Annotated in this window: 5 protein-coding genes and 3 pseudogenes; 5 read left to right on the top strand and 3 right to left on the bottom strand. The window is 62.6% G+C overall.

What is annotated here, in order from left to right; all coding sequences use genetic code 11:
• Position 1: 1 nt before the first annotated feature.
• Positions 2-5,557 carry an Ig-like domain-containing protein gene (locus EGM87_RS02640; RefSeq protein ID WP_137709976.1) on the bottom strand — a complete coding sequence of 1,852 codons (5,556 nt, stop codon included), beginning with the start codon at positions 5,555-5,557 and terminating at the stop codon, positions 2-4.
• A 613-nt stretch (positions 5,558-6,170) separates the two neighbouring features.
• Between EGM87_RS02640 and EGM87_RS02635 the strand changes: the two genes are divergently transcribed.
• The 4 genes and pseudogenes from EGM87_RS02635 to EGM87_RS02620 all read left to right on the top strand — a co-directional run.
• On the top strand, positions 6,171-6,935 hold the full coding sequence (locus EGM87_RS02635; RefSeq protein WP_137709977.1) for a response regulator transcription factor: 765 nt from the start codon (positions 6,171-6,173) through the stop codon (positions 6,933-6,935).
• A 306-nt stretch (positions 6,936-7,241) separates the two neighbouring features.
• Positions 7,242-7,565, top strand: a pseudogene (locus tag EGM87_RS02630) (IS5 family transposase); the annotation flags it as partial.
• 79 nt (positions 7,566-7,644) lie between these two features.
• Positions 7,645-8,787: an IS110 family RNA-guided transposase gene (locus tag EGM87_RS02625; RefSeq protein WP_137709147.1), complete on the top strand. Its 1,143-nt coding sequence runs from the start codon at positions 7,645-7,647 to the stop codon at positions 8,785-8,787.
• A 295-nt stretch (positions 8,788-9,082) separates the two neighbouring features.
• Positions 9,083-9,517, top strand: a pseudogene (locus EGM87_RS02620) (IS5 family transposase); the annotation flags it as partial.
• Between the two features lie 13 nt (positions 9,518-9,530).
• Here EGM87_RS02620 and EGM87_RS02615 read toward each other — a convergent pair.
• Both EGM87_RS02615 and EGM87_RS02610 read right to left on the bottom strand, forming a co-directional pair.
• Positions 9,531-10,754: a dipeptidase gene (locus EGM87_RS02615; RefSeq protein ID WP_044661932.1), complete on the bottom strand. Its 1,224-nt coding sequence runs from the start codon at positions 10,752-10,754 to the stop codon at positions 9,531-9,533.
• A pseudogene (locus EGM87_RS02610) lies at positions 10,754-11,242 on the bottom strand (TonB-dependent receptor); the annotation flags it as partial. The pseudogene EGM87_RS02610 and the gene EGM87_RS02615, both read right to left, overlap by 1 nt.
• A 76-nt stretch (positions 11,243-11,318) precedes the next feature.
• On the opposite strand from EGM87_RS02610, the gene EGM87_RS02605 reads away from it, so the two are divergent.
• A protein-coding gene (locus tag EGM87_RS02605) for an IS5 family transposase (RefSeq protein ID WP_137708757.1) occupies positions 11,319-12,076 on the top strand; the annotation gives its coding sequence in 2 pieces (ribosomal slippage) (positions 11,319-11,652 and positions 11,652-12,076; 759 coding nt in all).
• Positions 12,077-12,079: the final 3 nt, after the last annotated feature.

Here is a 12,079-nt window from a genome sequence, read left to right as displayed (position 1 = left end):
ATCAAACCACCACCAGCACGGGATCTTCGATGAGCACGGTCGTGGTTCCCAGACTATATTGCTCATAGGCGTGGTTATCGACCAGCGCCTGGCCGACATGGACCGCGCCGGTCATGGTCACGCTGTCGTTATTCTCGCCCGTGATGATGAGTTGCCGGTTCGCATCCGTCGCCTGGATGATGCCGGCCTCCGTCAAGGTGAGGCTGTGTCCGGTATCGCCCACGCCCAGGTCGATCCTTTCCATATTGCGGATATTGGTCGCCGCATCGAGGTTCAGCGACACGCTGCTGTCGCCGCGGACGAGCAGCGCATCAGCGCCCGCTCCGCCGTCGATCAGCGTATCGGCCGCGTCGAACAGCAATATGTCGTTCCCGGTGCCGCCGTCCAATGTGTCGGCGCCGGCGCCGCCGCGCAATATGTCGTTGCCGCCGCCGCCCTGGAGAATATCGGCGCCGCCATAGCCGTAGAGATGTTCATTGGCGGCGGTGCCGGTCAATATGTTGACGCCGGCCGTGCCCTCCAAAATGGTCGGATCGCTGCTGCCGCCAAGCAGGGTGTTGAGCAGATTGGCGTCGAGCAGACTGGCCGCATTGTCCGTCCGCGACGCGCCGGCCGTATCGGTCGCCGTGATGCTGATGCCTGACAGCAGGTTCACGTTGAGACCAAGCGGTGAACTGAAATGCACCGCCCTCAGCAATTCGTTGATGGCCATATTGTCGATCGGCCCGCCATCCAGCGCCGTTATCGTCATGGTCGAGGAGATGGTGGAGACGGGCGTCCCCAGCACGGTCACGAACTGGTTGTTGACGTTGACCGCAAGGCCGAGTTCGGTCGCCAGATCCTGCGACACGGTGAAGACCTGCGTGCCGACGGTCAGCAGGGGCGTAAAGTCCAGCACGACGCTTTGCAGGCTGTTCTCCGGATCGATCGCCACGAAGGCCTGGCTGCCGATGTCGAGCAGGCCCAGGGCTTCCGCACTGACAAGCCCCAGCAGGCTGCTGTCCGACGCCAGGACGATGGGCGCGTCGTTGACGTTCGTGATGGTGATCGGCTGGGCGGCCGTGGAGCCCACATTGCCGACCGCATCCACGACGCGCACGTCCACCACATGGGCGCCGGCGCCGAGCGTGCCGGGACCGTAGGACCAGCTGGTGCCGCTGGTCGCCGCCTGCGTCCAGGTGGCGCCGCCATCCAGGCTGACCTCGACCCGCTCCCCGCCGGCCAGCGGTGCGCTCAACGTGCCTATGATGGTCGGGGACGTATCGTCGGTGGCCCAGTCGCCCACCACCTGCGTGTCGTCGCGCAGGGCCGTGATCGCGACCGTGGCGGTCGGGGCGACAGTATCGATGGCTATGGCATAGGGCGCCGACGCCAGGCCCGTATTGCCCACGGCATCCGTCACGACAGCGGTGAAGCTGTGCGGTCCATTGCCCAAGGGCGTTGTCGGCGTGAAATTCCAGTTGCCCGAAACGTCCGCCGTTGCGGTGCCCAGCAGCGTGCCGCCATCATAGACGGAGACGTTGGCGTTCGCCTCCGCGCCTGTTCCCGAAATGGTCGGCGTCGTGTCGTCCGTCGCCCCTCCCAGAGCCACCGCGCCCAGCACCGAGCCCACATTGTCGCTGACGCCGGTAATCGTCGGCGCGGCCGGGATGGTGAGGTCTATCGTCAGCGCATAAGGCGCCGAGGCAATGCTGGCATTGCCTGCTGCGTCGACGCCAACGGCGGTGAAGCTGTGCGGCCCCTCGCCCAGCGGAGCGGTGGGCGTGAAATTCCAGTTGCCCGAAGCGTCCGCAGTCGCCGTGCCGAGCAGGGTGCTGCCGTCATAGACCGAAACGGTCCCGTTCGCTTCCGCACCGGTTCCGGAAAGGGTCGGCGTCGTGTCGTCGGTCGACCCACCGGAAATCACGCCGCCTAGGATCGAACCGGCATTGTCGCTGGCCCCGGTGATCGTCGGCACGGGCGGCACGGTCAGGTCTATCGTGACCGCATAGGCCGCCGAAGCGAGGCTGACATTGCCCGCCGCATCGGTCGCGGTGGCGGTGAAGCTGTGCAAGCCCTCGCCCAGCGGCGTGGTCGGCGTGAAGCTCCAATTGCCCGAAGCATCCGCCGTCGCCGTACCCAGCAGGATATTGCCGTCGTAGATCGAGATGCTTGCGTTCGCCTCTGCGCCGGTTCCGGAGAGAGTGGGCGTGGTGTCGTCAGTCGTTCCGCCCGAGATCACGCCGCCAAGGACCGAACCCGCATTGTCGGTCATGCCGGTGATCGTCGGAATGGAGGCGACGGTATCGACGGTCAAGGCATAGGCCGCTGAAGCCGCGCTCTCATTCCCCGCCGCATCCGTGGCCGTGACGGTGAAGCTGTGCGAACCCGCACCCAGCGGCGTGGTCGGCGTGAAGCTCCAATTGCCCAAAGCGTCCGCCGTCGCCGTGCCGAGCAGGGTGCTGCCGTCATAGACCGAAATAATGGCATTCGCCTCGACCCCGAGTCCCGATAGGGTAGGCGTCGCATCGTCCGTGATCCCGCCATTGGCGACAGGGCCGAGGATCGACCCCGCATCGTCGGCCACCGCCGCTATCGACGGCACCGCAGGCGGCGTGGTGTCGAGGCCGGTATTGACGGTCACTGCACCGGCAAGCGAGCTATTGCCCGCGGCATCGGTCGCAATCGCGTTGACGACCGTTCCATTCGCCAGTGGGGAAGCCAGGGTGATGCTCCAATCGCCCGAGGGGTCCGCGGTCGTGGTCTCATCGAACACGCCATCGCCATCGGTGTCGAGGTCGATGATCGCGCCGGCTTCCGCGATACCCGATAGCGTGGTTCCGTCGGACGGAGCCAGAATCGGCGCGGCCGGAGCGCTGGTGTCGACGGTCAGCACATAGGCGGCAGACGCCGCGCTGACATTGCCTGCCGCGTCGGTCGCCGTGACGGTGAAGCTGTGCGTCCCCTCGCCCAGCGGCGCGGTGGGCGCGAAGCTCCAGTTGCCCGAACCGTCCGCGCTCGTCGTACCCAGCAAGGTGCTGCCGTCGTAGACGGAGACAATGGCATTCGCCTCCACGCCCGTTCCCGAGAGGGTCGGAACCGTGTCATCCGTGCTGCCGCCATTGGCGATGGGGCCCAGGATCGCGCCGACATCATCGGCTACGCCGCCAATTCCGGGAATGGCTGGAGGAGTCGTATCCAGACCTGTATCGACGGTCACCGTATCGGGGGTGGAGCTGTTGCCTGCCGCATCGGTAGCGATGGCGGTCACCACCGTTCCATTTGCGAGCGGCGATGCCAGCGTAATGCTCCAATCGCCCGATGCGTCCACCGTCGTCGTCTCGTCGGATATGCCGTCACCGTCGGTATCCAGAGCGATGGTCGCTCCAGCCTCCGCAGTGCCCGATATTGTCGTGCCGTCGGTCGGGGCAAGCACAGGCGTTGCTGGAGCACTGGTATCGACGGTCAGGACATAGGCGGCCGATGCCGCGCTGACATTGCCCGCCGCGTCGGTTGCTGTGACGGTCAGGCTATGCGTTCCCTCACCCAGCGGCGCGGTGGGGGTGAAGTTCCAGTTGCCCGAACCGTCCACCGCGGCCGTGCCGAGCAGCGTGCCGCCGTCGTAAACGGAGACGATGGCATTCGCTTCGGCGCCGGTTCCGGACAGCGTTGGCGTCATGTCATCCGTGCTGCCGCCATTGGCGACAGCGCCAAGGATCGGGCCGACATCGTCGGCTACGGCGCCGATGGTCGGAATGGCGGGGGGCGTAGTGTCGAGTCCGGTATCGACAGTCACCGTATCGGGCGTGGAGCTGTTGCCAGCCGCATCCGTGGCGATGGCGCTGATCACCGTACCGTTCGCCAGCGGCGAAGCCAAGGTGATGCTCCAGTCACCCGATGCATCCGCGACCGCCGTCGCATCGGACAGGCCGTCGCCATCCGTGTCGAGATCGATCGTTGCCCCGGCCTCCGCCGAGCCCGAAACCGTCGTCCCGTCGGTAGGCGCGAGCAGCGGCGCAGCCGGGGCGCTGGTGTCGACGGTCAGGACATAGGCAGCGGACGCCGCGCTGACATTGCCCGTCCCATCCGTCGCCGTGACGGTGAAGCTGTGCGTCCCTTCCAACAATGGCGTGGTGGGCGTGAAGTTCCAGTTGCCGGAGGTGTCCGCAACGACTGTCCCAAGCAAGGCGCCGCCGTCATAGACAGAGACGATGGCGTTCGCCTCTACTCCGCTTCCCGACAGCGTCGGCGTCGTATCATCCGTGCTGCCCCCATTGGCGACAGGGCCGGTCGTCGTGCCGGCATCGTCGACTACAGTGCCCACCACGGGGATCGCAGGCGCAGTGGCGTCGACCACGACCGTCGCAGGGGACGATGTGTTGCCGGACGGATCGGTCGCAACGACCTCCACCGTCGTGCCGTCGGCAATGGGTGTCGCCGGCACATGGCTCCAATTGCCTTGGTCATCGACAGGAACCGTCGTGTCGATAGTGCCGTCGCCATCGCTATCGATGCCGACAGTCGCGCCGGGCTCCGCCGTTCCGGTCAATTCGGTCCCGTTGCTCGGATCGACGAGCGGAGCGGCGGGGGGCACGGCGTCAATGTCGATGCTGGCAGGCGCGGAGCTGTTTCCCACCGCATCGGTCGCAACGGCCGTCACCGTCGTCCCATCTGGAATCGGCGTCGAAGGCGTATAGTTCCAGTTACCGGACGCATCGGCCGTGGTCGTCGCATCGACGTCGCCGTCGCCATCCAGATCCAGCCCGATCGTGGCCCCTGCCTCAGCCGTACCGCCGAGCGCCGTGCCGTTGCTGGGATTGATCACCGGCGCCGGCGGAGCGGCCGCGTCCACCGTCACGCTGGTCGATGGCGACGCATTGCCCGCCGCATCCACTGCCGTAACCCGCACCGTCACGCCATCGCCGATGGGCGTGGCCGGCGTATAGCTCCACCGGCCGGCATTGTCAGCGGTGGCCGTCGCATCGACCGAGCCGTCGCCATTGACGTCAATGCGCACCGTCGAACCCGCTTCCGCAGAGCCCGACAAGCTACGGCCATTTGTCGGCGCCACGGTCGGCGCTGCCGGGGGCGTGCTATCCACAGCCGTCCCGCCATCCGACCCACCCCCGCCGCCACCACCGCCAGCGGCAGCCGCGACGCCGATGCCGGCTGCCACCGCTCCCAATCCCGCCAGCAGGCCGCCGCTCAGACCCCCCGCAGCGCCTGCAGGGGCGAAGGAATAGCTCAGGGCTTCGGTGGTCGTGTCGGTGGGCAGATAACAGGCTTCGCTGCCCAGATCGGTCAGCCACTGCTGCCCATTGCCTGGTTCGATGAAAATAAGGTCGGCAATGTCTCCCGGCGGACAATTGAAATAACCCTCCAGCCGGACCGCCGTACCGTCGGCAAAATGCAGGATCAGATCGTCCCCTTCACGCTGCATCGCGGTCACCTCGCTGCGCGCAGCCGTCACCTTGATCGCTGAGCCGCCCTGAGCCTGGATCACGGCATTTTGTTGCTGAACGACGTGAGTTTGGGTTGCACCCGTCTGACGAACGGTGATGTCGATGCGCTTGTCCATGGACTACCTCCCTTGCAGAAAAGGTCGAATTCCAAAGACAATAGAAAGTTCCATAGCAGTTTAGCAAAAACTTTTAATGTTACTTAGTGTTACTTACTGTTATTAATTATTTACAAAATCGATCATATGTTTATTTTTTTGCGTTATATTCAAGATATTACATTATATATGTTCGTTTTTTATTTATATAAAATCTATATTGAAATATTATAACAACTTTTCCAATTTATTTACTATAGGTTTTGCAAGATGCGCAGGTAATGGTGATTTTATCTTGGATTTACGGCAATTCGGATTGTAGCCGTCGGCAATGTTGCACTTGAAAACCCGCATGTCCGCCAGCGCAAGGACCCGGCAAAAATGTGGCGGAGCCAAAATCGCACATCTCGCAACAGTTCCGCCAAGGCGGAATGAGTGGCGGTTTTTCCCGTAGGCGAAAGACAAAACTTGCTGTAAAACAATGCAAAATCACAAATCGGGCAGCATGGCGGTTTTGCCGTCATGATGCCCAAAAGGAGTTTGGAGGGAGTTTCGCGTGAACAAGCGCTTCGACCATCGCGCGTTCACTCTAGCCGGGGAGGAGGCATGCAGCACTCCATCCAGAGAAACACTCATGAGCGTGGCCAGCTTCACCCAGGACACGACTTTGGCCGAACTGCTCGGCGAGGAATTGGAAGCGCATTCGATCGCGCTGTCGCATCACATGACCGGCGACCGCATCTTGCCGCAGATGGCGGCGGCCTCCGTGGACGTGGCGATCGTCGACGATCATGACGGCTGGAGCCGGACGCTCTCGCTCATACAATCTCTCCGCGCCGCGGCGCCGGTGGGCATCATCCTTCTTTCCGAGCGGACGGCCAGGGACGATCGTCTTCTCGCCCTGTCACTGGGAGCCGATCACGTCCTGGCCAAACCGCTCGACATGGCCGAACTGCTGGCCATCCTCCGCAACATGTCGCGTTTCGCGGCAGCCGGACGGCATCCGCCCCGTGTGGATGAGGAAAATGACAGTTGGACTCTCGACCATGTGCACTGGCGCCTCATCGCCCCCAGTGACGAAGGCATAAACCTGTCGACGTCCGAATTCGCCGTGCTCAGCCGGCTGATGCACAATCCCGGCATCGAGCAGCCGCGCGAACAGCTCGCGCAACATCTTCATGCCCGCAGAAGCGCCGGAAACATGCGGGCGCTGGACGTCCTGATCTCCAAGCTGCGCACCAAGGTCGAGCGCGAAACCGGGCGGTCCCTGCCGCTGCGTTCGGCCCGCGGCATCGGATATGTCTTCGTGGGCGCCGTGACGGCATCCAGGGCAGCCCAGCTTCAGACCCCTGCCGACAAAACAGCGAACGGCTATGTCCTCAGGGCCGACGACAGGTGATCGCAATCTTGCGATCCATCGCTCTGCGCCGGCATGATCGATGCACGACAGGGGCGGCCGTCAGAGCTGCCCCTGTTGCGGCAATGCCTTAGAGCCAATCGACATTCAGCCCTGACGGCCTGCAAAGGACGCTTTTCCGTGCTTCCGGTGCTCACCTACTTTGAGTAGGCTGCGCTCCGGGTCACGAAAAACCACCATTTTCGGCTCGTCATCTTCTGAATGTCCATTAGCTCTAGGCTCTGTCTGCATTCATGGGATTCCCATTTTATGAGAGTTCTGATTCAAGGTCGTTGAAGGAGACGATCTTTGAGCAGACGGGTGCTGACGGACGAGCAATGGAACCGGATCGAGGGGTATCTTCCGGGTCGTGCCGGGACGCCTGGACGGAGCGGCGTTGATAATCGACTGTTTGTCGATGCGATCCTGTGGATGGCGGGCAACGCGGCGCATTGGCGCGATCTACCGGATATATTCGGCAAATGGACGGCGGTTCATGCGCGCTTCCGCCGGTGGTCACGCAACGGGGTATGGGAGGGGCTTTTCCATGCCATGGCCGACACGCCGGACTTCGAATATGTGATGATCGACAGCACGATCTTGAAGGTCCACGCCGATGCAAGCGGCGCAAAAGATCCCATGATGAGAGTTGGATAGCGGCCTGAGGGAGCTCAGAGTCGGTTTGCTACCAACCACTCTGAAAGGATTTGCCATGTCAGCAGACCCCATCTCGCCGCCTGCCGCCATCCGTGTTGATCTTGGCGCAATTTTCGTCTCGCTGGAACTCTCGAAATCGACATGGCTGGTGACTTCTCTATCGCCGGGTAGTGAGAAGATGTCCCGACACTCGGTGCCGGGCGGCGATATGCCAGCGCTGCTCGCGTGCCTTGATGCCCTGCGTGATAAGGCACAGGCCCGCGAGGGTCAGCGCTATCCGGTGATCGCTATTCAGGAAGCGGGGCTTGATGGCTTTTGGATTCATCGCGCTCTGGCGTCGGAAGATTGGATCACCAGCCATGTGGTCGACGCCGCTTCGATTGCGGTCTCGCGCCGGCACCGGCGGGCAAAGACCGACAGGATCGATGGCGAGACGCTGGTTTGTACCCTGATGGCGTGGATGCGCGGTGAGCCAAGGGTGTGTTCGATGGTTCGCGTGCCAACAATCGAGGAGGAGGACCGTCGGCGGATCGGGCGAGAACGTAAGGCGCTAGTCAAGGAACGCACGCTGCACATGAACCGCATCAAAGGCCTTCTCTTCGGTGTCGGCATTCGGGGTTATGAACCGAACCGACGGGATCGACGTGAACGCCTGGAAGAGCTGCGGACGGTCGACGGCAAGCTATTGCCCTCGCATCTCAAGGCGCAGCTCAATCGTGAGCTCGACCGTCTCGAGTTGCTCACCGAACAGATCAAATGCGTTGAGGCCGAGCGTGACCACATGTCAGAGACATCGCCGCAGGCGATGCTTGCCACGCTCAAGGGCATAGGCCCGGAGTTTGCGAACGTCCTCGCCAGCGAAGGGCTGTTCCGACACTTCGACAACCGGCGCCAGATCGCGGCCTATGCCGGGCTCGCGCCCTCGCCGTGGCGCAGCGGCTCGATCGATCGCGAGCAGGGCGTCTCGAAATCCGGCAATCCGCGCTTACGCACGACGATGGTTCAGGCGGCATGGCTGTGGTTGCGCTACCAGCCGGACTCGGCCCTGTCGCGGTGGTTTCAGGAACGTGTGAGGAGCAACGGAGGGCGCGGCAAGAAGGTCGCCATCATCGCACTGGCACGCAAGCTCCTCGTGGCTTTCTGGAAGTACGCAGTGAGCGGTGTTGTGATCGAGGGTGCAGTCATGACGAAGGTCTGATCAACAACTCCGTGTAATCTAATCCCCGGGGCCTGATCAGCCCCGATGGATCCAGGCGAACGGACCGAAGCCCCCCATGGCCTCATCAGCCGAAGGAAAAGAATGGTCCCGTTCTCCTGAGCCTAGCCCCGAACGAGGGATTGTGGTGCAGCCGTTCCGAACGGCGACCGGATGTGAGGTTGTACAGGCGCAGCATGTCCGCCGGTACTCGTGACCTGGCTCAGCTGGATATCATCGATGATCGAATGGCCGCAAAAAATGCAAACGCACCTGTTGACCGGAGAAACATCATGTGAGGGGGGCTGAAAGTGCCGCCATCGGTCGTTCGCGCGGCGGCCTGACGACCAAGTTGCACGCCGCCGTCGATGCAATTGGTCTGCCGCTTCGGATATGTCCGACACCAGGGCAATATGGCGATTGCCCGCAGGCCCAGACGCTTCTGTCCGGGCTGGAAGGCGTCGGCCACGTCATCGCCGATGCTGCCTACGATGCCGATCCGCTACGCGCCTTCATTGCCGATGACCTTGGCGCAAGCGCGCAGATCAAGGCCAATCCCAGCCGCGCTATCGCCCCTGCCATCGACTGGAGGCTCTACAAGGAGCGCCATCAGGTCGAATGCTTCTTCAACAAACTCAAGCGCTTCCGAAGGATCGCCCTGCGCTGCGAGAAAACCGTCTCTGCCTTCATGGGCTTCGTCCATCTCGCATGCGCCATGATATGGATACGGTGAATGCAGACAGGGCCTAGGGCGCCTTGGCTGCTTCGGCCGCGGCGAGCACCCTCAGGACATTGCCGGACCAGATCTTCTGGACGTCCGCCTCGCTATAGCCCGCCTTGAGCAGGGCGGCGGTGATCCGGGGCAGATCGACCACATCCTCCAGCCCGACGACGCCGCCGCCGCCATCCCAGTCCAGCCCGATACCGACATGGTCCGGCCCCACCACTTTCAACGCATGGAGCATGTGCGCCATGAAATCGTCGAAGGTCGCCCGGTCCGTTTCCGGATAGAGCCGGTCGATCTCCTGCCGCTTCGCCAGCAGTTCGGCGCGCTTTTCGGGCGACAGCTTGGCATCCTCGCGCAACTGGCCGAACAGCGCCTTCAGCGCTTCCTGCCGCTGCGGGTTGGGCTTGGATGCGCGCAGATAGGCGCCATAGGCGTTCATCTGGATCACCCCGCCCTTTGCGGCCAGCGCCTTCAGATGTTCATCGTCGATGTTGCGCGGATGGTCGTAAATCGCCTTGCACCCGGAATGGGTCAGCAGCACCGGCGAGGTGGAAAGCGCCAGCAGATCGTCCAGCACCTGATCGCTGCTGTGCGACGCATCCGGGACGATGCCGAGGCGGTTCATCTCCTTCAGCAGTTCCTTGCCCAGCGGGCTGAGGCCGCCATAGCGCGGCTTCTTCGACGGATCGGTCGAACTGTCCGCGAACTGGTTATGCGCGAAATGAGCGAAGCCCGACACGCGAACGCCCATGTCGTAGAAGGTCTTGAGCAGCGACACGTCCTCGCCCAGCGGGTAGGCGTTTTCGATGGACATGAAGACGACCCGCTTGCCGGACGCCGCAATAGGCGCGGCATCCTTGGCCTCCAGCGCCAGCGTGAAATTCGCCGGGTCCGCCGCGACCATCTCGCGGATCGAGACCCCGCGCAGCAGCGCGAAGTCGCGCGATTTGCGGAACCCTTCCTCCGTCAACGGTCCCTGCGGCGTGTAGATCGCCCAGAAACCGCCGTCGAGGCCGCCCTTCTTCATGCGCGGCAGGTCGACCTGGGTATAGTCGCTATGGACCCCATGCTCCTCCTCGATGGACCAGCCCGGCAGGTCGAGCGAGGCAGGCGTATCGAGATGACTGTCGAGCGTCAGCATTTTCTGGTGAAGCTGATAGACCTTCTTCGGCACCTCCTGCGCCTGCACTGCAATGGGGAGCAGCGCCACCAGCGCCGCCCCCGCCATCATCCTTTTCCGCATCAAATCTCGCCCGAAATGGTGAACTGGAAGGTGCGTGGAGACAATGGCCGGAAGTTGCCATCACCCTGCACCGACGGCGAGATATAGGATAGTGTATCCTTGTCGAAAATATTGTCGACGTTGAATCGCGCCTTGACGCTTTTGAGCGGTCCAACGCTGAACCCGTCGCCAATATCGACATAGGCGCTGAACACGGTATAGCCCGGCACGCTCGATCCCGGAGTATTAACGAATGTCGACCAGCGCTTGCTGGTATATTTGCCTGAGAAATTAGCCACCAACCAGCTTGCCGGCTCCACTGTCAAGCCACCGCTGACGATCCATTTGGCGCTGTCGGGCAGAAACTTGCCCGCAATCGGGATGACAGTGGAACCGATGATGTCATCCTTGAACTTGGCATTATTATAGGTGACGTTCAGATTGCCATAGGCCAACCCGTCTAGGAAGGCCGGTTTGTAAGTGCCGGCAAATTCCACACCATAGGGTCCAAACCCAATCAGCCTATTGAAAATCTGCGTTCACTTTGATTCAGGGGGTCTCCGCTGAAGCTGGAGGCTGTTTGGAATGTCGCGTTCGTTGTTCTGGTTGTCGGATGAAGCGTGGACAGCGATTGAGCCGCACTTGCCGAAGAACCAGCCCGGAGCGCGAAGGGTCGATGATCGCAGGGTGATCTCGGGCATCATTCACATGCTCAAGTGCGGTGGCCGCTGGGCGGATTGCCCTTCTGAATACGGCCCTTCGACGACGGTCTACAATCGCTGGAACCGGTGGAGCCGCCGGGGCATCTGGACCCGTATCCTGGCGGCGCTGACCGAGGAAGGCTGGATCGCGGAGACTGGCCAGATCGACAGCAGCTACATCAAGGCCCACCGCTCTGCCGGTGGTGCAAAAGGGGGGCGCGGGCCAATGCCATTGGCATTTCGCGTGGCGGCAGGACAACGAAGATCCACGCGCTCGTCGATGTCCTCGGGCGACCACTCCGCCTCGTCCTGACGCCCGGCAACACGTCGGATGTGAAGGGCGCAGACCTACTGATTGGCGAGACCATCGGCATGAAGCGGGTGATCGCCGACCGGGGCTACGACGCCAACCGCATCCGGGCCGCCTTGCGCGAACAGGGCACAATCCCCGTGATCCCCGGTCGACGCAACCGCAAGCGCCCGATCCAGTATGACGAACGCCGTTACAAGGACCGTTGGAGGGTCGAGGCCATGTTCTGCCGCCTCAAGGATTTTCGCCGTATCGCAACCCGCTACGACAAGCTCGCCAGAAACTTCCTGTCAGCCGTAAGCCTCGCAGCCGCCGTGGCCTTCTGGCTGTGATTG

It is taken from the genome of Sphingobium sp. RSMS, from assembly GCF_005406185.4.
In the GTDB taxonomy this organism is placed as follows: Bacteria; Pseudomonadota; Alphaproteobacteria; order Sphingomonadales; family Sphingomonadaceae; genus Sphingobium; species Sphingobium fuliginis.
Note: the sequence above shows the minus strand (reverse complement) of the source record. Positions and strands in the feature narration are given on the sequence as shown.

What these genes read in the sequence shown, in the direction of transcription:
- EGM87_RS02640 (WP_137709976.1), bottom strand. Translation starts at nt 5,557, where the DNA reads ATGGACAAGCGCATCGACATCACCGTTCGTCAGACGGGTGCAACCCAA.
- EGM87_RS02635 (WP_137709977.1), top strand. Translation starts at nt 6,171, where the DNA reads ATGAGCGTGGCCAGCTTCACCCAGGACACGACTTTGGCCGAACTGCTC.
- EGM87_RS02625 (WP_137709147.1), top strand. Translation starts at nt 7,645, where the DNA reads ATGTCAGCAGACCCCATCTCGCCGCCTGCCGCCATCCGTGTTGATCTT.
- EGM87_RS02615 (WP_044661932.1), bottom strand. Translation starts at nt 10,754, where the DNA reads ATGCGGAAAAGGATGATGGCGGGGGCGGCGCTGGTGGCGCTGCTCCCC.